The sequence below is a fragment of the Chryseobacterium sp. GW821-FHT04C04 genome (genome assembly GCF_059420365.1).
Genome location: NZ_JBWKTO010000004.1, coordinates 573,413 through 595,668 on the forward strand (window position 1 = coordinate 573,413; position 22,256 = coordinate 595,668).

The 22,256-nt window shown below is 34.0% G+C and carries 24 protein-coding genes and 1 other RNA gene; 22 read left to right on the forward strand and 3 right to left on the reverse strand.

Annotated elements, in window-relative coordinates; all coding sequences use genetic code 11:
- Window positions 1–11: 11 nt before the first annotated feature.
- From AC07UM_RS16035 to AC07UM_RS16050, 4 genes are all read left to right on the forward strand, one after another.
- Window positions 12–2,165: an AAA family ATPase gene (locus tag AC07UM_RS16035; RefSeq protein ID WP_494684091.1), complete on the forward strand. Its 2,154-nt coding sequence runs from the start codon at window positions 12–14 to the stop codon at window positions 2,163–2,165.
- The gene (locus AC07UM_RS16040; RefSeq protein ID WP_494684092.1) at window positions 2,152–3,312 is read left to right on the forward strand and encodes a hypothetical protein; all 1,161 of its coding nucleotides are present in this window, start codon (window positions 2,152–2,154) and stop codon (window positions 3,310–3,312) included. The genes AC07UM_RS16035 and AC07UM_RS16040 overlap by 14 nt, the downstream gene beginning before the upstream one ends.
- Before the next feature lie 174 nt (window positions 3,313–3,486).
- A complete protein-coding gene (locus AC07UM_RS16045; RefSeq protein ID WP_494684093.1) occupies window positions 3,487–3,891 on the forward strand; it encodes a hypothetical protein in 405 nt (134 codons plus the stop codon).
- A gap of 113 nt (window positions 3,892–4,004) precedes the next feature.
- The gene (locus AC07UM_RS16050; protein ID WP_494684094.1) at window positions 4,005–4,139 is read left to right on the forward strand and encodes a bacteriocin-like protein; all 135 of its coding nucleotides are present in this window, start codon (window positions 4,005–4,007) and stop codon (window positions 4,137–4,139) included.
- A gap of 32 nt (window positions 4,140–4,171) precedes the next feature.
- On the opposite strand, the gene AC07UM_RS16055 is transcribed toward AC07UM_RS16050, so the two are convergent.
- Entirely contained in the window at window positions 4,172–4,714 is a 543-nt protein-coding gene (locus AC07UM_RS16055; RefSeq protein ID WP_494684095.1) for a hypothetical protein, read from the reverse strand.
- A 116-nt stretch (window positions 4,715–4,830) separates the two neighbouring features.
- Between AC07UM_RS16055 and AC07UM_RS16060 the strand changes: the two genes are divergently transcribed.
- The 4 genes from AC07UM_RS16060 to AC07UM_RS16075 all read left to right on the forward strand — a co-directional run bounded on the left by AC07UM_RS16060 (window position 4,831) and on the right by AC07UM_RS16075 (window position 6,543).
- The gene (locus AC07UM_RS16060; RefSeq protein ID WP_407297978.1) at window positions 4,831–5,343 is read left to right on the forward strand and encodes a DUF421 domain-containing protein; all 513 of its coding nucleotides are present in this window, start codon (window positions 4,831–4,833) and stop codon (window positions 5,341–5,343) included.
- A gap of 5 nt (window positions 5,344–5,348) precedes the next feature.
- Window positions 5,349–5,840: a GNAT family N-acetyltransferase gene (locus AC07UM_RS16065; RefSeq protein ID WP_494684096.1), complete on the forward strand. Its 492-nt coding sequence runs from the start codon at window positions 5,349–5,351 to the stop codon at window positions 5,838–5,840.
- 189 nt (window positions 5,841–6,029) lie between these two features.
- Complete coding sequence (locus AC07UM_RS16070; protein WP_494684097.1) at window positions 6,030–6,209, forward strand: quinol oxidase subunit 4; 180 nt, start codon at window positions 6,030–6,032, stop codon at window positions 6,207–6,209.
- Between the two features lie 61 nt (window positions 6,210–6,270).
- Window positions 6,271–6,543: a hypothetical protein gene (locus AC07UM_RS16075; protein ID WP_494684098.1), complete on the forward strand. Its 273-nt coding sequence runs from the start codon at window positions 6,271–6,273 to the stop codon at window positions 6,541–6,543.
- Window positions 6,544–6,580: 37 nt separating this feature from the next.
- Here the strand turns inward: AC07UM_RS16075 and AC07UM_RS16080 are convergent, their stop codons facing one another.
- Window positions 6,581–6,895 carry a DUF4286 family protein gene (locus AC07UM_RS16080; protein WP_494684099.1) on the reverse strand — a complete coding sequence of 105 codons (315 nt, stop codon included), beginning with the start codon at window positions 6,893–6,895 and terminating at the stop codon, window positions 6,581–6,583.
- A gap of 149 nt (window positions 6,896–7,044) precedes the next feature.
- Between AC07UM_RS16080 and gyrA the strand changes: the two genes are divergently transcribed.
- From gyrA to AC07UM_RS16110, 6 genes are all read left to right on the forward strand, one after another.
- Entirely contained in the window at window positions 7,045–9,645 is a 2,601-nt protein-coding gene (gyrA, locus tag AC07UM_RS16085) for a DNA gyrase subunit A (RefSeq protein WP_494684100.1), read from the forward strand.
- Window positions 9,646–9,673: 28 nt separating this feature from the next.
- Complete coding sequence (locus tag AC07UM_RS16090) at window positions 9,674–10,708, forward strand: tetratricopeptide repeat protein (protein ID WP_494684101.1); 1,035 nt, start codon at window positions 9,674–9,676, stop codon at window positions 10,706–10,708.
- Between the two features lie 211 nt (window positions 10,709–10,919).
- A complete protein-coding gene (locus AC07UM_RS16095) occupies window positions 10,920–11,756 on the forward strand; it encodes a 1,4-dihydroxy-2-naphthoyl-CoA synthase (protein ID WP_494684102.1) in 837 nt (278 codons plus the stop codon).
- A 66-nt stretch (window positions 11,757–11,822) separates the two neighbouring features.
- Window positions 11,823–12,752: a 1,4-dihydroxy-2-naphthoate octaprenyltransferase gene (gene menA / locus AC07UM_RS16100; RefSeq protein WP_494684264.1), complete on the forward strand. Its 930-nt coding sequence runs from the start codon at window positions 11,823–11,825 to the stop codon at window positions 12,750–12,752.
- 17 nt (window positions 12,753–12,769) lie between these two features.
- Window positions 12,770–13,216 carry an SRPBCC family protein gene (locus AC07UM_RS16105; protein ID WP_494684103.1) on the forward strand — a complete coding sequence of 149 codons (447 nt, stop codon included), beginning with the start codon at window positions 12,770–12,772 and terminating at the stop codon, window positions 13,214–13,216.
- A gap of 116 nt (window positions 13,217–13,332) precedes the next feature.
- Window positions 13,333–14,019 (forward strand): metal-dependent hydrolase, encoded by a 687-nt coding sequence (locus AC07UM_RS16110; RefSeq protein WP_103234280.1) that lies wholly within the window; start codon window positions 13,333–13,335, stop codon window positions 14,017–14,019.
- A gap of 117 nt (window positions 14,020–14,136) precedes the next feature.
- Here AC07UM_RS16110 and ffs read toward each other — a convergent pair.
- An RNA gene (gene ffs / locus AC07UM_RS16115) (signal recognition particle sRNA small type) lies at window positions 14,137–14,234 on the reverse strand.
- Window positions 14,235–14,365: 131 nt separating this feature from the next.
- Between ffs and AC07UM_RS16120 the strand changes: the two genes are divergently transcribed.
- From AC07UM_RS16120 to AC07UM_RS16155, 8 genes are all read left to right on the forward strand, one after another.
- Window positions 14,366–14,968, forward strand: a complete 603-nt coding sequence (locus AC07UM_RS16120; protein ID WP_494684104.1) for a DUF4199 domain-containing protein — start codon at window positions 14,366–14,368, stop codon at window positions 14,966–14,968.
- 16 nt (window positions 14,969–14,984) lie between these two features.
- Entirely contained in the window at window positions 14,985–15,935 is a 951-nt protein-coding gene (locus AC07UM_RS16125; protein WP_494684105.1) for a glycosyltransferase family 2 protein, read from the forward strand.
- Window positions 15,936–16,136: 201 nt separating this feature from the next.
- On the forward strand, window positions 16,137–16,526 hold the full coding sequence (locus AC07UM_RS16130) for a hypothetical protein (RefSeq protein WP_494684106.1): 390 nt from the start codon (window positions 16,137–16,139) through the stop codon (window positions 16,524–16,526).
- A 189-nt stretch (window positions 16,527–16,715) separates the two neighbouring features.
- Window positions 16,716–17,417 (forward strand): GIN domain-containing protein, encoded by a 702-nt coding sequence (locus AC07UM_RS16135; protein ID WP_494684107.1) that lies wholly within the window; start codon window positions 16,716–16,718, stop codon window positions 17,415–17,417.
- Window positions 17,418–17,614: 197 nt separating this feature from the next.
- Complete coding sequence (locus AC07UM_RS16140) at window positions 17,615–19,330, forward strand: phospho-sugar mutase (RefSeq protein WP_494684108.1); 1,716 nt, start codon at window positions 17,615–17,617, stop codon at window positions 19,328–19,330.
- A 17-nt stretch (window positions 19,331–19,347) separates the two neighbouring features.
- The gene (locus AC07UM_RS16145; protein ID WP_494684109.1) at window positions 19,348–20,259 is read left to right on the forward strand and encodes a tol-pal system YbgF family protein; all 912 of its coding nucleotides are present in this window, start codon (window positions 19,348–19,350) and stop codon (window positions 20,257–20,259) included.
- A 27-nt stretch (window positions 20,260–20,286) separates the two neighbouring features.
- Complete coding sequence (locus AC07UM_RS16150) at window positions 20,287–21,540, forward strand: pyridoxal phosphate-dependent aminotransferase (protein ID WP_494684110.1); 1,254 nt, start codon at window positions 20,287–20,289, stop codon at window positions 21,538–21,540.
- A gap of 119 nt (window positions 21,541–21,659) precedes the next feature.
- A complete protein-coding gene (locus AC07UM_RS16155) occupies window positions 21,660–22,250 on the forward strand; it encodes a hypothetical protein (protein ID WP_494684111.1) in 591 nt (196 codons plus the stop codon).
- The last annotated feature ends 6 nt before the right edge of the window (window positions 22,251–22,256 follow it).

The window sequence follows — 22,256 nt, forward strand, 5'->3', positions numbered from 1 at the left end:
AACGATAATACATGAGCTTTAAATTACTTGCAATACGTCCATTAGCAAATTGTAATATAAAATTTTTAAAAAACCTTGAAGAAAATAGGATTTATAAATTTTACAATGATTATATCTTCCAAGATACTAAAGAAAATGAAATAACTGATTTTTCTCAATTAATTCAAGTATCAAATATAAAATATGAATCAACGACTCCAATAAATTTATATGGGAATAAAATTAATATTTCTGCAATAGTTGGTAAAAACGGAAGTGGAAAGAGTGCTTTAGTCGAGTTGTTTATTGCTTGTATAAATCAAATGTCGTTAAAATTAAAAAGTGGAGGTGGTTTAACTTCAGATGCTGAACTAATAAGTGCAACTAAAGGTGGTAGAAAAAAAATAAAATGTCAAATCTTTTATGAATATGATAATAAAAAATATTTTGTTGTTGAGGTAGATGATAAAGACTTTAGCTTTAAAAGTTTTAATAATGATTTGGATATATTTAATCTAAAGAACTTTTTTTATTCTGAAGTTATCAATTATTCTATATATGCATTCAATTCCAATATAATTGGAGAATGGATAGATAGATTATTTCATAAGAATGACTCTTATCAAATACCTGTGGTTATCAATCCTAAAAGAGATAAAAATATAGAACTCGGTTGGAGTGGTATAATAGATGTTAATAATGAAAAAAAACTTTTAGAACAACGTATTCTTGTTAATTTATTGAGACCTCTCGTAAAGGAAGAAAGGGAATTCAGAAAGATTGGAGATAATATGTTAGCTAAAAAAATAAGCATAACAAATAAAGAACTTAAAGATTTCTATATTTATACTAATTTCCAAAAAGAATGGGGTAAGAAATATGTCCAATTTAAAGAAAAAGAATTTTTGTATGAAAAAGTTACAACAAATTCTGATATCAATTTTTCTATCAATTTTGAATCGTACTATGAAAAAGCACCAACAGTTTCTTGTGGTAATCCTAAACAGATTTTATCTTCAATCAAGAAAAGATATAATATAGAAGATATTCAAGATATAGAAATACAAATGAGGATAGATTATTATCTAATTTATAAGGTAATAAGTATTTGTAATAAATATAAAGAATACACAAAATTTAAAACAAATCCAAAATTAATTCAAAAGCATAGCAAATATAGAAGATATAATATTAAAATAGGTGAACTAATATCTAAAATAGAAGATGATAAAGAAAAAAATAAACATTACAGCCATATTATTTACAAACTGATACAAACTATTAATTATGTAAAAAACTATAATAGGTTATGGAAAAATATAGATTTAAGTAAAAAAATAGATATAGATAAACTATCAAAGGGACTAGATCAAGTAAAAAAAGATAATGAAGATTTAATCGAATTATTACCACCACCTATTTTTAATACTCAGATATTTTTAGAAGATGATGAAAATAAGAAGCTAGTAAAATTAAGTGATTTGAGTTCGGGAGAACAACAGCTAATTCATTCTATAAGTTCTGTTACCTATCATTTAAATAATATCAACTCTGTAAGTGGTACAGAAATTATTAAATATGAATATATAAATCTTATTTTCGACGAAATTGAATTGTATTTTCATCCCGAGTTTCAAAGAAAACTTGTAAACTATTTATTGCAGCAAATAAATAATACTAATTTAAGTAGTATTAGAGGTATTAACATTCTTTTCATAACTCATTCTCCTTTTATTCTTTCAGATATACCAAAGCAAAATGTCTTATTCTTGGAAGTTGATGAAAAAACTAAAAAATCTATATCAAAAGAATATGAAGGAGATAACACTTTTGCCGAAAATATACATGAAATGCTTACAGATGGATTCTTTATTACGAGTACAAAAGGAGAATTTGCAGTTTCAAAAATTCAAGAGTTTTTACGACATTTTAAAGATTGGATAGATTTAAAAAAAGATTCTGAAAAGTATTCTAATGCAAAAGATATTTATGATACAAATAAAGAAAATTATGCAAAATTAATTTCTTTGGTTGGCGAAAAATATCTTAAAAACATTTTAGAAAATCACTTAGATGAATTAGCCTCTTTCTTTTCTGAAAAAAATTTGTTAGACATAGAAGAGGAAAGGTTAATAAGGAGATTGGAAGAGATTAATATTTTAAAAAAAAATAATGAGAAAGATTAATTATCCATATTTAAACGAAGTTACACCAAAACTTATAGAATCAAAGAGAAAAGATTTTATTAATGAGTATCTTGAACTATTTTCAAATGATTTTAAAACCGAAATAGATAATGCTGCCAAAAGAATAGACATTAATCTTAATGCAGAGTTAATTTTGTGTAGTAGTTTTTATAAAATGCAAGAATGGGCAGAAAAACAAGATCTAAGTGATAATAATTGGATAGATTTAAATAAAATTTTTTATGAAAATAAAATTTATAAGTATGATAGTTATCAATCTAAAATTTCAAACTTTCTTATCAATCAAAAATTAGAAATAAAAACCTGTTATTATTGTAATATAGATTTTATAAATAGTTTTACAACAGAGGAGTATAATTATAATTCTCTTGAAGAAATTTTTAATACTGCCCCTAAAGAAGTATTAAAAACTGTTGAAGATATTTCTGAAAATAGTGCTAAAAAAATTGTAGCTGAAAGAAAAAATAAAAAAATAGAAAATACAGATATACAAACAATGTTTCCAAAAATTGGAAATAAAATAATAAATAATTTATCTAGTAATGTAAATAAAAGAATAATTCTTTATAAAAAGCATTTTACTTTAGATCATGTATTTCCTAAGAATGCTTTTCCATTTCTATCATTATCAATATTCAATTTTGTACCCAGTTGCTATCCTTGTAATTCTTTGTTCAAAAAAGAAAAAGAGTTTGATATAAAAAATAAACATTTAGCAAAAGTAATCCCAGTTTCAGAAGAATTTATTTTAAACAAAATGTTAAAATTTAAATTGAATTTTAATCATAGACAAAAAGAATTTCTTAATAAAATCTTTAATATTAATTCTCCTGAAGATGTTATTCTTCATTTAAAAAATCTATCATCACTACAAGATGTGGATAGATTTATAGAGATGTTTAAACTTAAATATAGATATGAATTCCATAAGTATATTTCATTTGACATTATCGATAAAAGAAAACGATATTCAGATACCCAGATTCAAGAGATTGCTGACATATTAGGTGAAAAAGATGTTCTAAGAATAAAAAAGGATATTTTTGGTGCTGAAATTTTCGAGTCTACAAATGCTCCATTTGAGAAATATAAACAAGATATAGCTCAACAATTGGGTATAATTTAACTTCCAATATTAAATTTTCAATTATTTTTTAAATTTATAACACTGTAAATCAATTAACTACACTCTAATATTAACTCAATGTTAATTCAATGTGAAATTAATATGAATTATTTTTAATAACTTTGGGTAAGAGATACAAAATAAGGTTAGTATAATATTTAAAACCAGTTAGTTATGAAAAATAGAATTCAAATATTGTTCGCTTCACTTTTCGTTTGCGGAATTGCTGCCGTTTTGAACACTGCCAAAGCCCAAACAACAGATCATAATACCATCCAGGCTATTCAATTGAATAAAAGTGAAACTTTCAGTGATATAAGAAATAAATTGGAAGCTAATTTTGATCTTACGAATCCTGATTATAAGCAGGGAACGGTAAACTCAGTAGTGAAATTTGATATTGCCAAGAACGGCAAAATTGTAAATGTTCATTCTACAGGGGACTGCAAAACAGTAAGTAAAGAAATTGAAATGGTGTTGAGTGACCTTGATTATAGAGTAGATCAAAAAAAACTCACTGATAATATGGTTGCTTACACGTATGTAATGCCTGTGACAGTTGAGATCCATAGCAGATAATAGGTTTTCATGTTATTCAATTAAATGTGAATAATGAAAACTTATACGATGATGTTGTAAGAAAGAATAATCAGTTCTGTTTTAATTTTGCCTTACCATAAAATTAAAACAATATGAAAAATCTTAAGAAACTGGCTAAGTCAGATTTGAAATCCGTGTACGGAGGAGAACCAAAAAAATACTGTACGTTTTGCGAATGGGCAAATAAAGTAATTTGCAGTGATATTCCAATCGTGCAATGCCCGTAAAAAATAAAGCCGCTTTTATAAGCGGCTTTCTATTATTTCGTACTCTGAACAAACTCTGTTAATCTTGATTTAAGATCTTTAGAATTTCCTATTGTATCAAAAGTAATATTGTCTATTCTCCATCCTTTTTCTGTATTGATCAGGTGTACCGTATCGATCCATGTTACTTTCGGTGACGACATATTATACTCAAATTCTACCTGTGTATCAGCAGTTTTACCCTGTACCTTGACAGATTTAATTTTATAACTTGTAAATCCCTCATATAAACTCGAGAACATAGCCCCTTCAAAGATTAAAGGCTTCTCGTCAGGATGATCACTTTTTTTCACCTTTTCAATATCCGCTTTTGAGGCATTTATTGCATCTTCTAAAACTTTTTTTAGATCCTGAGAAAATAATGCATCCGGAATAGGCTGGTTGTAAAAAGCATCATTAGACTTACCATACTGAGTGTAAAGCGTATTTACTTTTTCATTAATGGCTGCATCTGAAGATAAAGAAGGTTTAGCCTCATTTTTTTTACAGGATACAAAGAATAGGAAAATTCCTAAATAGAGAAATAATTTTTTCATTTGTTTTTTTTGTGGTGTTTATCAGAATCCTAATGTCAAAATGTATACCAAAATCTGGTAATAAAATATTTTTTACGAAGGACAAAAATCAATACATTTGAGTAGATAAAAAAATTGTGGATCCTATTCTTAACGTCGCCGTCCGTTCCCTGTGTGTTTACCTTTTTATGGTAATTGCTATTCGTTTATTTGGTAAAAATCAGCTTTCTCAGCTCAATGCGGGAGATGTTGTATTGTTATTATTGATTTCAAATGCTGTTCAGAACGCTATGGTAGGCCCTGATACCTCTTTGCAGGGAGGGATTATTGCGGCATTGGTTTTGTTTGCTGCTAATTTTATTTTAAAAAGGATAATGTTTTCCAACCGTTCCTTTCAGACTTTTATGGAAGATGAGCCAGTAATTCTTATCAGAGACGGAGTTGCGGATCAGGCGGCCCTGAACCGTGTAAAAATTACTGAAAGCGAATTGGAAGAAGCCATAAGAGAACATGGGATTGAAAACATAAACAATGTAAAACTCTCCGTTCTGGAAGTGGATGGGAATATCAGTGTCGTTTCTCAGGATGAGAAGAGTAAGCAGACCCACTATTCAAGAATTAAAAGAAAAATGAAAAGAAAATACCATTAAATACGATGAATTACGAATTAAGAGAAATGCTTCCCAATGACGAAGCCAGAGTACTGGAGATTTTCAGACAGGGAGTAGACAGTGGAATTGCTACTTTGGAAACAGAAGTTCCCACAGCTGAAGCCTGGAGCATGGAATATTTCAACGATTGCCGCTGGGTACTTGAAAATGAAAATAATGAAGTAATAGGATGGTGCGCCCTGAAACCAATCAGCAAAAGAGAAAGTTTTAAAGGAGTTGCAGAAGTAAGCATTTATTTTGATAAAGAATACCAGGGTAAGGGATTGGGTTCCATCTTGCTCAAGAAGATAATTTTGGACAGCGAAGACCACGGATTCTGGACATTACAGACCAATCTCTTCTCCGAAAATGAAATGGCAATTAAATCTCATCAGAAAAATGGCTTTAGAACGGTGGGAGTCCGCAAAAAAATAGGAAAGCTCAACGGAGAGTGGAAAGATCTTGTATTGATGGAAAAAAGAAGCGAAGTCATTTAAAAAATTATAAATGATGAATGATGAATGATGAATGATGAATTTGTTTGATAGGTATACTAGTCTCCATAACAAATTCACTATTGACTTGCGAAGCAAAATTAACCATTGACAATAAAAGGCTATATATTTAAACTTTGAACTTTTGGCATTACCATTGTAATATTACATAAAGTTCAAAAAATAGAAATAATGAAAAATATAACTAAAATTACCGTAGCACTTATTGTGATATTGATGCTTTCATCTTGCGTAGTTCATGATAACGGAAACCGTGCTAAAACACTTCCTCCCGGACAGGCTAAAAAAATATATGGCGGAAGCGCAAAAGATTATGCTCCTGGGCAGGTGAAAAAAAGAAGTGGCTATTAATAGAACAGGAAATAAAATGAGTGGGTGGTTTTAACATACATTAGCTAAATTTCAATTCTTTTTGGCATTAATATTGAAATATTTTGCGATCGAAATTGAAAAAGTGAAAGTAATGAAAAGTATGTTGAAAATTGTGGGAGCAGGCGTGGTGCTGCTAATGCTGTCATCGTGTGTGGTGAGTGAGCCTTATGGAAGAAGAATGCCGCCGGGACACGCAAAAAGGTATTATGGGGGGAGTGCAAGATATTATGCACCTGGCCATGTTCAGAAAGTGTATATTTATGAAGAGCGCGGTCATCATCACAGAGGCCGGGGTCATGGACATCACAGATAAAAAAATAAAGCACTGATTTTTTCAGTGCTTTATTTTTTTATAATCTCGTTTTCTTCGGATTTAGGAACGTATTGAAGATCATAACTTCCTGTCCAAATTTTTTCTCAATGATTTCAGAAATGTTTAAAAGTTCACTTTTCATGAAATCTTCCCTCAGTTCATCATTATCAAATATTAATAAAAGATTGTAATTCTTACCATCTTCAATAAAATCACTGTGTACCTCAGAAAGGATATATTTGTCTACATCCATGAGGTTTTCTGTCATTAAAACCAGTGTTTCATCAATATAATTTTCCCATTCTTCTAGGTTATCTTTCGTACAGTGGAAAGTTATACTTAATACGCTCATATTTTTATGAATTTTTAAGATTTTTTGGATAAATTCTACAGCAAAAATCGGCATTTTTTTCGTAAATTAGCCCGTTAATAAAAATCGGAAATAAATAATTTTCAGACTTACAGCTAAAGGTCTGACTATCATTATAATAAAATTTGTTTATGCAAAAAGAAGGAGAAAGACTGATTCCTATCAACATTGTTGATGAAATGAAGTCGTCTTATATCGATTATTCGATGTCCGTTATCGTTTCAAGAGCGTTACCGGATGTAAGAGACGGCTTGAAACCTGTTCATAGAAGAGTACTTTATGGTATGTATGGACTAGGGGTGTTTTCTAATAGAAAATATTTAAAATCTGCGAGAATTGTTGGGGATGTTTTGGGTAAATATCACCCGCACGGAGATTCCTCTGTTTATGATGCAATGGTAAGGATGGCCCAGAACTGGAGCTTACGTTATCCTCAGGTAGACGGGCAGGGTAACTTTGGTTCAATGGATGGTGACCCGCCTGCAGCAATGCGTTATACTGAAGCAAGATTGAAAAAAATCTCTGATGAGATTCTTTCAGACCTAGACAAAGAAACAGTAGATTTCCAGAATAACTTTGACGACAGTTTACAGGAACCAACAGTAATGCCTACTAAAGTTCCGAACCTTTTGGTGAACGGTACTTCAGGTATTGCAGTAGGGATGGCAACCAATATGGCGCCGCACAACTTGTCAGAATCTATAGATGCAATCTGCGCTTATATCGATAATAAAGAAATTACGATCGATGAATTGATGCAGCATATTATTGCTCCCGATTTCCCTACAGGGGGGATCATCTATGGATATGATGGGGTAAGAGATGCATTCCATACAGGAAGAGGAAGAGTTGTTCTAAGAGCTAAAGTTAACTTTGACGAAATCGGAAACAGAAACGCTATTATCGTTACTGAAATCCCTTATCAGGTGAACAAAGCTGAAATGATTGCCAGAACAGCAGAACTTGTTAAAGATGAGAAGATCCCTGGTATCTACGAGATCAGAGATGAATCGGACAGAAATGGACTTCGCGTTGTATACGAATTGAAAAATGACGCCATTCCGAATGTTGTTCTTAACCTATTATATAAATATACAGCACTTCAGACCTCTTTCAGTGTTAACAATATTGCATTGGTACACGGAAGGCCAGAGCAGCTGAACCTTAAAGATATCATTCATCACTTTGTAGAGCACAGACATGAAGTTATCGTAAGGAGAACGAAGTATGAGCTTAAAAAAGCAAAAGAAAGAGCCCATATCCTTGAAGGGTTCATGAAGGTAATAGGAACACAGGATTCTTTAGATAGAGCAATTTCTATTATCCGTCATAGTGCAAACCCTCAGGCTGCAAAAGAAGGCTTAATTGAGGCATTTGAACTTTCTGACATCCAGGCTCAGGCGATTCTTGATCTTAGATTGGCTCGTTTGACAGGCATGGAGCTTGATAAGATCCGTGATGAATACAATGCAATCATGAATGAGATTGCCAACTTGGAAGATATCTTAGCGAATGAGCCAAGAAGATTCCAGATCATTAAAGAAGAATTGGTCGAAATCAAAGAAAAATACGGAGACGAAAGAAGAACTGAAATTGACTATTCAGGAGGAGAAATGTCTATCGAAGATATTATCCCGAACGAATCTGTAGTTCTTACCATCTCTCACGCAGGATATGTGAAGAGAACTTCACTTTCAGAATATAAAATCCAAAGTAGAGGTGGTGTAGGAAATAAAGCGGCAACAACAAGAGACTCTGACTTCCTTGAATATATTGTTTCTGCAACCAACCACCAGTATATGCTATTCTTTACAGAAAAAGGAAGATGTTACTGGTTAAGAGTATTTGAAATCCCTGAAGGCTCCAGAACAGCAAAAGGAAGAGCAGTACAAAACCTGATCAACATAGAACCGGATGATAAGATCAAAGCATATATCAGAACTAACAACCTGAAGGATTCAGAATATGTAAATCAAATGAGTGTGGTGATGGTTACCAAAAATGGTACAATCAAGAAAACTTCATTAGAAGCATATTCAAGACCGAGGGTAAATGGTGTAAATGCAATTGAAATCAGAGATAATGACCAGTTGTTAGGGGCTTACCTTACCAATGGAACATCTCAGATCATGATCGCTACTAAAAATGGTAAATGTATCCGTTTCCCTGAAGAAAAAGTAAGAGAAGTAGGTAGAGGATCTATCGGGGTAAGAGGTATTGCGATGGAAGACAATGACGAAGCTATTGGTATGATTGTTGTGAACGATGTGGAGAACGAAACAGTACTTGTAGTATCTGAAAAAGGATACGGAAAGAGAACTGCAGTAGAAGACTACAGAATTACCAACAGAGGAGGAAAAGGAGTTATTACCCTGAACATTACCGAAAAAACAGGAAATCTTATTGCGATTCAAAACGTAACAGACGAAGATGGATTGATGATTATCAACAAATCCGGTGTTGCCATCAGAATGGGAATGGACGAAATGAGAGTAATGGGTAGAAATACTCAGGGAGTAAAAATGATCAACCTTAAGAAAAATGACGAAATTGCAGCCATTGCAAAAGTAGCAATGGATAAAGATGTAGAGGAAGATTCTGAAGAAATTGAAGGAGCTGAAGAAATAGAAGAAGGAATAGGATCGCTATTTGATAACCAGGAAAACAATGAGGAACCTCAGGCTGAAAATGAAACCCAGACAGAGGGAAATGAGAATGATTCTGAAGAATAAATTGTACAATTAATATAAAATAGTTATTATGAAGAAACTAATTTTAGGAATGGCTATCGTAGCGTCAGCTTTTGCTTTCGGACAGAAAAAAGATGCCGCTGCTTTGAATGCCCAGCTTCAGGAAGCTAATAAGGTTGCTATGGATGCATACAATGCGAAAAACTATGCCGCTGCAGCACCTAAGTTTATAGAAGTTTATGACTTATTAAAGTCTAGTGGTCAGGATAATAAAATATATATGTATTATGCAGGACTGAGTCATGCGTTAGCTAATAACAGTGATCAATCCATCAAAATATATACAGACCTTGTTAATTCTGGATTTACAGGAGTAGAAACTACTTATACTGCAAAAGAAAAGAAAACAGGACAGGTTGTAAATCTTGATAAGTCCACTTGGGAACTTATGAAGAAAAATGCTGATTATTCTGACTTCAAAACAGAACAGACAAAAAGCATAGAACCGGATTTATATGAAACGTTGGCTTCATTACTTCTTAATGCAAAGAAAGGACCTGAAGCTCTTGCTGTTATCGAAAAAGGATTGGTTAAATTCCCGAACAGTGCTAAACTTAAAGAAGCACAGACTACAGCATATCTTCAGTCAGGAAACACGGATAAATTTGTTTCAGGATTGAAAGAACAGTTGGCTAAGAACCCAAATGATCCAACAAACTGGTACAACCTTGGAGTAATGCAGGCTAAAAATCCAGCTACTGTGAATGATGCTGTAGAATCTTTCAAAAAAGCAATCGAGCTTAAGCCTGATTTTTCTGATGCTTATCAAAACTTAGTATATACTACTATCGGTGATGATTCTAAAGTAGTAGGAGAGATCAATGCATTGAGAAAAGACAAGCCGGATGAAGCTTCCAAATTGATCGACGCAAGAAGAGAAAGATTTGGTAAAGCATTACCATATGCTGAAGGATGGTATAAAGCAAATCCAAAGAGCATTGATGCGGTTTCTGCATTAAAAGAAATTTATGTAGTAACTAAAAACATTGAAAAAGTTAAAGAAATGAAAGCTAAAGAAGCTGAACTGAGTGCAGCTGCAAAGTAATCATTGATAACTCAATAATAAAAAGCCGGAACATTTACTGTTTCGGCTTTTATTTTTTTAGCAGTAATATCACTCTGAAACTACCTTTTTACTCAATATCTATACCTTAAAATTAGCCATTCAAAATTTCTCTTCCTTATTGAAATGATGGGTGAATTTCACCCTTAGAATTTCTCTGTAATTCCGTATCTTTGAGAAAAATTTTAACAAGATGATCGAGTGGAAAACCGTTAAGGAATACGAAGATATTACCTATAAAAAATCTAACGGAGTAGCAAGAATTGCTTTCAACAGACCGGAAGTACGTAATGCTTTCAGACCAAAAACAACTTCAGAATTATATGACGCTTTTTACGATGCCTCTGAAGACCCTTCAATAGGTGTTGTTTTGCTTTCAGGAGAAGGACCAAGCTCTAAAGACGGAGGCTGGGCTTTCTGCAGTGGCGGAGATCAAAGAGCAAGAGGTGATCAGGGATATGTAGGAGAAGATGGAAGACACCGTTTAAATATTCTGGAAGTTCAGCGTTTGATCCGTTTCATGCCGAAAGTGGTTATTGCAGTAGTTCCGGGATGGGCTGTAGGTGGTGGACATTCACTTCATGTAGTATGTGATCTGACTTTAGCGAGTGAAGAACATGCTATTTTCAAGCAGACTGATGCTGATGTGACAAGCTTTGACGGTGGTTACGGTTCTGCTTATCTTGCTAAAATGGTAGGTCAGAAGAAAGCCCGTGAAATCTTCTTTTTAGGAAGAAATTATTCTGCTCAGGAAGCTTTTGAAATGGGAATGGTAAACAAAGTGGTTCCACATGCAGAATTAGAAGATACTGCTTACGAATGGGCTCAGGAAATCTTAGGAAAATCTCCAATGTCTATCAGAATGCTGAAGTTTGCCATGAACCTTACCGATGACGGAATGGTTGGTCAGCAGGTATTTGCAGGAGAAGCAACCCGTTTAGCGTATATGACCGAAGAAGCTAAAGAAGGAAGAAATGCATTCCTTGAAAAAAGAAAACCCAACTTCGGAGACGATCAATGGATATCTTAAAAATATAATTGATAATTGATGAATGATATTATCATTTATCAATTATCGCTTATCAATGATAAATTTATGACGGATTGGATAAAAGCCGCAAGGCTAAGAACTTTACCGCTTTCACTAAGCGGAATTATTATGGGAGCTTTCATTGCAAAATGGAGACTTTATGGAGAAGGCGGAATCTGGGATTGGAAGATTTTTGCACTCGCCCTTTTGGTGACACTTCTGTACCAGATTTTATCAAATTATGCCAATGATTACGGTGACGGAGTAAAAGGTACCGATGCCAAAAGAATCAATGAAGCTGAAGCAAGAGCGGTAGCATCAGGAAAAATTACGGCAAAACAAATGAAAAATGCAGTGATTCTTTTCTCAGCTTTATCTTTCATTGCCACCATTGCTTTATTGTATGTTGCTTTCATTCCAAACTATATGAATGAATTCTATATCTTCATAGGGTTAGGAGTGGCGAGTATTCTGGCAGCTATTGGATATACAGTAGGTAAAAAACCTTACGGATACATGGGATTGGGAGATATCTTCGTATTTATCTTCTTTGGACTTGTTTCTGTATGTGGAAGCTATTTCCTGTTTACAAAAACTTTCAGCTGGGATATGTTATTACCCGGAACAGCAGTGGGAATGATGAGTATGGCTGTTCTGAACCTTAACAATATGAGAGATATTGAAAGCGATAAATTATCAGGAAAAAATAGCTTTGCATTGAGAATTGGATTCAGAAATGCAATGATCTATGAAATGGTTCTTTTACAGCTTCCCTTATTACTGATCCTTATATTTTTAGGAATCAATGGATTTATGCAGGAGCAAAATTATTATGTTTTTATCGTAATGATTCTGTTGATCCCATTATCGAAACTAAGAAGAAAGATTTTATCGGTGAAAGAACCGAAAGAATTAGATCAGTATTTAAAGCAGGTAGGGATCATGACGTTTGTGATGGCAATCCTTACAGCAGCCGGACTGAATTTATTTAACTAAATCTAAAATATTATACCATGAGTTCTACGATCTATGTTGAAGCTCAAATGCTTATCAGAAAACCGATTGAAGATGTTTTTGAAGCATTTATCAATCCTGAAGTAACCACTAATTTCTGGTTTACAAAATCTACCGGGAAATTAGAGGAAGGCAAGACCGTTACCTGGGAATGGGAAATGTACGGAGTAAAAAATGCTGTAAAAGTACATCAGATTATTCCCAATCAGCTGATCAAAACAGAATGGGGAGAGCCTTCAACAAACGTAGATTATGAATTCAAAACCATGGAGAAGGGGACTCTTGTTGTTATTAAAAGCTACGGATTCAGCCAGACTGGCGAAGATCTGTTAAAAGTAATTAATGACAATACAGGTGGTTTTACGACCGTTTTAGATGGTTGTAAAGCCTATCTGGAACATGGGATTAATCTCAACTTGATTGAGGATAAATTCCCGTCGAAATAATAGTAAAGAAAACACGGATGACACGAATGCTTTCACAAATATCACGAATCTTATGGTGCTGTTTGTGAAATTATTTGAGTCATTTGTGTTTAATAATAATTGAAACTGAATTTACAATGAAAATACAATTCTTAGGGCAAAATTGTTTCTTGTTTACGTACAAAGACAAGACTATTTTGAGTGACCCTTTCTACAATTACAAAAAAGCGGAATCAGGGTTTGATATTTCCGCGCAAAAAATCGATTATATTCTGTTGACTCACGCACACGGTGATCATATTGCAGATGTAGGAGAAGTATTGCAGCATTATCCGGAAGCTACCATCATTGGAGTTCCTGAAGTATGCGCGTATTTCACACAGGCTAAAAATAGAGACGATGTGAACTTAGGAGGATCGGCAAAAATCGACGATCTTAAAATTTCCATGGTTCCGGCTCACCATACAAGTTCTTTCCCGGATGGAAGCTATGGAGGCGTTCCTGTAGGATATATTTTCAGATTACCTGAAGGTAAGAATATCTATTTGGCAGGAGATACTGGAGTAATGGCAGATATGGAGCTGTTTCCAAGACTATACGGAAACCTGGACCTTTCTATACTTCCCATTGGAAGCCACTACACAATGTGTCCTAGAAAAGCTTCTTTTGCAGCAGCAGAGCTGTTGAAAACACCGAAAGTAATCGGATGTCACTTTGATACTTTCCCTGCAATTGAAATCAATCACGAAAGTGCATTAAAGCATTTTGCAGATAAAAATGTAGAACTTGTTTTACCAAAACTAGGCGAGACGTTCGAATTTTAATCAATAAAGAGATCGGAAGTAATCTGAAAATTAGAAAAATGAAAATGATGCGTAAGGTATTAAAAACAAAAAAAGATAATTATCAAATTACCTCTCTTCTCACTTTAAACCAAAAAAAAATGGCAAGCTACCTAAATCACACCGCTACGACCAATTACCTTTGCTGTGTTCCCACCCTGGAGGATTCTCAGGAGCTGGTTGTTTAGGACTTGCCGTTGCAAAGGTAGGAATATTTTATAAACTTCAAAACTTTATTAGAAAAAATTAGTCGAAAAAATGCAGTGGTAAAGCTAAACCCTTGACATTTAGAGAGAAAATTTTTCAGCTTTTTTCTAAAAATTTAAACATGACGAAAAGTCCATCAACACTAGGAATTATACTTTTTATCGCTACAATGATCATTTTCTTTGTAGTGTATACATTTTTTTCAGGAATCAATTATTTTGATATCTCTTTGAAAGCCAACGCTTTTGTGCTGCCTCTTTTGTATGCAGGTGCTGCTTTCTGGTCTGTAAAATCACATTGGAACAACCATAGAGTGGTAAAATTCAAAGATGCTTTCAAAAGAGCATTTGTTCCGATGTTTGTCGGGGGAATTCTTTCCATCTTCAGTATTTATGCTTTTTTAAACTTTGTAGATCCGGCTGCTAAAAAGCTCTTGAACTACCAATACGTTCAAAGGCAAAAATCAGAATTGGATACAGAATACACTTCTGCAAGAAAAATTATGAAGCACCAGAAAGATATTGATGAGCTGGATCAGAAGTACAAAGAAAGATTACAAAGCTTCACTCCTGAGGCAGTTAAAGGAAAAGATATGCTTACCGTAAGCCATTTTTCAGGATATTTTGCAGCAATTCTTATATTTTACGTAGTTTTGTCGGTGTTTTTCGGAGCATTTTTCAGAACAAGAACGATACATCAGCCCGAAGAAACAAATCAAGAATAATTTTTATTAAAATTAAATGAATTTATCTATAGTTATTCCGTTACTGAACGAAGAAGACTCTCTGGAAGAGCTTTTTTCAAGAATTGATAAAGTATGCACAACCAGCAATTTATCTTATGAAATCTGGTTTGTAGACGATGGTAGTACGGATTTGTCGTGGAGCATTATTGAGAATATGAAAGTACAGCATCCTCAGATTCACGCTATTAAATTTTCCAGAAATTATGGAAAATCACAGGCGCTTCATGCAGCTTTTGAAAGAACAAACGGTGATGTAGTCATTACCATGGATGCCGATTTACAAGATTTCCCTGAAGAAATTCCGGAACTGTATAATATGGTGATTCATGATAATTACGATATCGTTTCCGGTTGGAAAAAGAAGCGTTTTGACAATGTAATGACGAAAAATATTCCGTCAAAACTATTCAATGCAGCAGCAAGAAAAGTTTCAGGAGTTTATCTTCATGATTTCAACTGTGGTTTGAAAGCTTACAAAAGACAGGTTGTAAAATCTGTTGATGTATACGGAGATATGCACCGTTATATTCCGGTATTGGCTGCCAATGCAGGCTTCAGAAGAATTACTGAAAAAGAAGTACAGCACCAGGCAAGACCTTATGGAACTTCAAAATTCGGAACCGAAAGATTTGTCAGAGGATTTCTGGATTTGATAACCCTTTGGTTTGTAAGTCGCTTTGGAGGAAGACCAATGCATTTCTTCGGAGCAGTAGGAACCTTAATGTTTATTGTCGGTTTTCTTTCAGCACTTTGGTTAGGTATTTCCAAATTGATTGATGTTGCCAGAGGAATATACGGACATTTAATAACCAATAATCCTTGGTTCTTTATTGCTTTAACCATGATGATTATGGGAAGCCTTCTGTTTGTAGCAGGGTTCTTGGGAGAAATGATTATCAGAACAAACCGCGAGCACAAGAATTATAATATTGACGAAGTAATATAATCTTTAAACATTAATGGCACGAATGCTTCACAAATGACACTATGGGTGTTTGTGATATTGGTGTATAAAATTAGTGTACTTTTAGTGGTTTTAAACTAAATGATAGTAGACCACAATTAATGATAATAACTTCATCTTAATAAATAAAAGCACTCTGTTAACAGGGTGCTTTTTGTAATTTTATAAAAACTTTTAACTTAAATGTTTCAACTCAAATCAATCCTTTTTTATCTTCTTTTATTTCCGGTAATTTCCTGTTCATCCAACAAACTCTCTGGCTCATGGGAGTTTATTGATATTTATGATGGGGAAATTCGTAATACAGATACACTGAAAACCCAAACAAATGATTCCAGATACGGAACAGGAATTCTGACCTTTTATCAGGATAAAACGTTCAGTTCAATGGGGAACAATGGAACTTATCAGATAGAAAACAACCTGTTGAAAATGAAATATAATGACAATGAAAATATAACCCCAATGAAAATTTCCAGTGTAAGTAAAAATTATCTTCTTTTATTTTCAATGGCTGGCAGTCCTAAAACATGGTTTTATAAAAAAGTAAAAGAAAAGACGAATAAGAAATAGTCTTTTCCGGAAAAGCCAAAAATTGAAAATTATCAGGTATTTTATTGTCAAAAGACAAAGATTTTTAGAAATTTTAATCCTATTTTTGTTCAACATAATATTGAAAGTTCTGTGAGAGACGTAAAAAAACGTTCTAAGAATTTCAATAAATATCGTTGCAATTGTAATAAAGAATATTTAAAATTACATATGAAAAAAGTTTTATACACATTGATGCTGGTGGCAGTAGTTTCCTGTGGAAAAGTTTCTCCAAAAGGAAATATTGAAAAGAAAGATGTGGATGTATCAGAATTCGTAAACCTTGATCTGGAGGGGAAATTTCGTGTTTTCTATGCCAGAGGTCCTAAGAATTTTGTTGAAATAGAGACCTATCCAAATGTGGCGGGCAATCTGGATGTTGATGTAAAAGACAAAACACTTTTTATTAAAGAAAAAAGAGGGACAAAGGGAGTTGATTTCTATAATGTGACTATTTATTCAAAATATAACCTGGAAAAAGTAGCCGTTGCAGACTCTGTAGAAGTGAATATTTCTAGCGAAATTAAAACCGATAATTTCAGGCTTACGATGAAAAATAATGCAAGTTTTATGGGGTCTGTGAATACCAGAAGAGCAGAATTGGAAATGCACAACAGAAGCCGAGCCAACTTCTTAGGGTTATCCAAAGATGCAGTTATAAAAATCTCAGATACAGCTAGTTTAATTGCTCCTTACTGGAAAATTACCAACCTGAATATCGATTCTAAAAACGGGAATTATGCAGAGGTAAATGTAAAAGATTCTTTGAAAGGACATGTTCAGAATACTGCAAAATTCATCTATTATAACGACCCAATCAGAGCGTTCAAAATTGATAAAACAACGAAAGTCGAGAATAAGAAGTTAGAATAATTTGGCTGGAAGCCAGAAGCTGGAGGATGGGAGAAATATTAGTTTTTCATACCTTTTGTTTTCAAAATTAGAAATTTGCTTCCAACAAAATTGATAAAATAAAATAATATAAAAATAAAATAAAGCATGAATTTTGAAGCTAGGCACGATATAACTTCCAGCTTCCTTCTTCCAGCTTAAAAAACTTAGACATAAATATGAATACACTAGAAAAAGCGAAACTTTGGTTAAGTGATACCTTCGATAAAGAAACGAGAGATGCTGTACAGATATTAATCGACAGTAATTCCCCTGATCTGGAAGATTCTTTCTACAGAGAGCTGGAATTCGGGACAGGAGGAATGCGTGGAATAATGGGAGTAGGAACCAACCGCTTGAATAAATATACATTAGGACAGGCTACACAAGGATTGGCGAACTATATGCTGCAGCAATTCAAAGGAGAAGAGATCAAAGTAGCTATTGCTTATGATGTTCGTCATAACTCAAAAGAATTTGGGAAATTGGTAGCGGATGTTTTGACAGCCAATGGAATCAAAGTGTTGCTTTTCAAAGATCACAGACCAACTCCGGAATTGTCTTTCACCGTTCGTGATAAAAAATGTAACGGAGGAATTGTATTAACGGCTTCTCACAACCCGCCGGAATACAATGGTTATAAAGTATATTGGAATGATGGGGCACAAATTGTTCCACCTCATGATGAAGCGATTATCAATGAAGTATATTCTGTAAAATTTGAAGAAATTAAATTCAACGGAAATGATGATCTGATCGAATGGATCGGAGAGGAGCAGGATGATGTTTATATCGATGCCTGCCTTGAAAACTCTACCTATCAGAATGTTGGAAAAGAAAATTTAAATATTGTTTTCACATCTATCCACGGAACAACTTATACTACTATTCCGAAAGCTTTAGAAAAAGCAGGATTCAAAAAAGTAGATCTTGTAAGAGAGCAGATGATCCCAAGTGGAAATTTCCCAACAGTAGACTCTCCAAACCCGGAAGAGCCTGCAGCATTGGAAATGGCAATGGATCTGGCAAGAATTACCAATGCCGATATCGTTATCGGAACAGACCCGGATGGGGACAGATTAGGTATTGCAGTAAGAAATCTTGATGGCGAAATGCAGCTCTTGAACGGTAATCAAACCAATACCATCCTTACTTATTACATTCTGAACGAATGGAGAAAGCAGGGAAGAATTACAGGAAAAGAATTTATTGGTTCTACGATCGTAACTTCGGATATCTTCTTTGATATTGCACAGAAATTCGGCGTAGAATGTAAAGCAGGTCTTACCGGATTCAAATGGATTGGAAAAATGATCCGTGAAGCAGAAGGAACACAGAAATTTGTATGTGGTGGTGAGGAAAGCTTCGGATTTATGACCGGAGATTTTGTTCGTGATAAAGACTCTTGTGGAAGTATCCTTTTAGCTTGCGAAATTGCAGCTTGGTGCAAAGCCAACGGAAGAACAATGTATCAGTATATGATCGAGATCTATGAAGACCTTGGAATGTATTATGAAGGATTGATAAACATTGTAAGAAAAGGAAAAGAAGGCGCTGAAGAAATTCAGGAAATGATGAAAAACTTCCGTGAAAATCCACCAAAAGAATTGGCAGGTTCATTAGTAGAAGAAGTGAAGGATTTCAAAGAACAGACAAGCCTTACCATTTCTACAAACGAGAAAAAAGTAATGAACGATATTCCGAAGTCTAACGTATTGATCTATTACACTCAGGATGGAACAAAAGTATGTGTAAGACCTTCCGGAACAGAGCCAAAAATTAAGTTTTATGTTTCTGTAAAGGATTATATTACTTCAGAAGCTGATTTCAGAGATAAATTAAAATCATTGGAAGCTAAAATCGGAGCTGTTAAAACAGATTTGAAACTGGACTAACTCTCTGAAAACATCAGATGATCAAAAAAATAATAGCAGTTTGCTTGCTATCTGCAGCTGTAGTTTCCTGTAAAAAGGAAGCTGCAGTTTCGGAAGTAAAACCGGTAAACGATTCGATTACTCAAACTGAATCCAAAGAAGATCTGTATAAGCCTATAGACACAGCTTGTTCATCCACCAACAAAACGGAGGATTATATTAGATCTCTTCAATGGTACCGTACCAAAATCGACAAAGAGATGGCTGGAAACAGTCCGGAACAGAATGACAAAGTATACGAAGATTATTTAAAAATAAGAGGTAAGTATACAGAATGTCTGATGAACCTGCATAGCAACGTTTTGGATAAATATGTGAATTATTATAATTATGATAAGGACCAATACAATCTTCCGGACAATGTCAAAAAAATAGCTTCAGAACTGAAAAAAGCAGGTCTTGAATTTAGGGAAGTAGGGGAAGGAATGACCGAAATATGGACCATCCCGGGATATTATTCTTCTATTTTTAAGAATAAAGTGACTCCGGATTATGAAGTATATATTTCACAGACCGACAAAGAAAGTGAAACCAATTATGCAGCGGATGCAGGATTGATAATTTCCTGGGAACAGCTGGGAGACAGGCTTATGTTCTGGGAAAATTTTATGAATAAATATCCTAAGAGCAAGCTGATAAAAACAGTAAAACAGGATTATAACTACTATTTGTCCGATTATCTTTTAGGAATGGATAACACACCCACCTACGAAAGAGAGCAGGACAAAGGAACCGGAAAACTAAACGATGAAAACAGAGCGGAATTCAACAGGATAATCAAGAAATATCCGAATTCCAATACCGCAAAAAAAGCAAAAGAAGTAATCTCCCTTTTTGATTCACAAACGCCGGTAGATCAAATAGATGAGAGAATTAATGGAGAGCGATAATAATAGTAAATTTTAAATAAGAAAAAAGTGAAAGTTTCAAAATTAGCAGCGAACCTGATCGGTTCTGAAATTGTAAAAATTGGTAACGAAGTAAATGATCTAAAAGCAAAGGGAGCAGAAATTGCCAATCTTACTATTGGTGATCTGAATTCTAATATCTATCCTATTCCGGCATTGCTGAAGGAAGAGATTCAGAAAGCATATCAGAATAATCTGACGAACTATCCTCCTGCAAACGGACTTTTATCTTTAAGAAAAGAAGTTTCCAAAGACCTTAAAAAAAGATGGAACCTGGACTATTCTCCTGAAGATATCCTGATTACTGCAGGATCAAGACCATTGATCTATGCTGTATACAAAACCATCGTAGATGAAGGAGATAAAGTGATATATCCTACACCATCATGGAATAACAATCACTATGCTTACCTTACTTCAGCCAACGCTGTAGAAGTAAAAACAAAACCAGAAACCAATTTCCTTCCAACTGCAGATGATTTGAGACCTCATTTGGATGGAGCTGTATTATTAGCATTGTGTTCACCATTGAACCCTACAGGAACAATGTTTACAAAAGAACAGCTTTCCGAGATCTGTGAACTGGTAATCGCTGAAAACAAAAAAAGAGGAGAAGATGAAAAACCGTTATATTTAATGTATGACCAGATCTATTCTAACCTTACTTTCGGCGCTGAGCATGTAGATCCCGTATCACTTTTCCCTGAATTGAAAGACTATACGATCTATATCGATGGTATTTCTAAATGCCTTGCTGCAACTGGAGTACGTGTAGGTTGGGGATTCGGTCCTTCTCATATCCTTGATAAAATGAAGGCGCTTCTTACCCACGTTGGAGCTTGGGCACCGAAACCAGAACAGGAAGCAACGGCTAAGTTCTATGAAAATCCAGAAAATGTAGATGTTTTCGTTGATGATTTTAAAGCTAAACTTGAAGAAAGCTTAAAAGTTCTTCACAACGGAGTTCAGGATCTAAAAGGAAAAGGACTTTCTGTAGATAGTATTGAGCCGATGGGAGCACTTTATCTTACCATCAAATTAGACTATATCGGAAAAACAAAACCAGATGGAGGAGTCATTGAAAACTCTTCAGATCTTGTATTCTACCTGATCAATGACGCAGGAGTGGCTTTAGTACCCTTCTCAGCCTTCGGAGAAGACAAATCTGAACCTTGGTTCCGTGCTTCTGTAGGTGGATTGGCTGTTGATGAGATCAAAGTAATGCTTCCGAAACTGGAAAGTGCTTTGAACAATTTAAAGTAATCTTTACATAAAATAAATGCTTCGACTCTGTTCGGCATGACATTGTTAAAACAAACCAATCGTATTAGCCGTGTCACGCTGAGCGGAGTTGAAGCTTTTTCATATACAATGGAAAAACCATGAAACTTCCCCGAAAATCTTTTCTTGAAACAAAATATTTATTTTTTTCTACGCTGGCGATAATAACAATAGTGATTCTAAGTGTTTGGATTTCAGGTAAAGGAGACCACCGGTCATTATTTCAGAATTCTATTGTATCAACCTCTATTTTAGCAGGTTCTTTTTTTCTGTTTATCACTTCAGGGTTGTATTACGGTTTAAAATTAAAAGACAATATAGGAAGTATTTTAACCCAAGAAAGAATAAAGCGGTATTCTGATAAAACCCCCAAAATTGATACATTTGATTTTGATCCTCCAGCTGTAGGCGATGGAATAGGAGGTGCTCTACTTTCTATTATTGTATGGATTGTATTTTCCATTGTACTGATATTCCTTTTATATTTTCTAGGACTTTTCTTTTGGTCATCCGTCTTATTTTTGGCAGCTATGTTGTATTGGATTTTTTTCCGGGCTTTGAGATTAGTATTTAAAAACTCAGGAAAATGTAAAGGAAACATAGTAAAAAGCCTTGGATTCGGATTTTTATATTCTTCATTATATGTTTTTTGGATCTATGGAATTATTTTTTGGATCAAGTATGTTAACTAAACAACA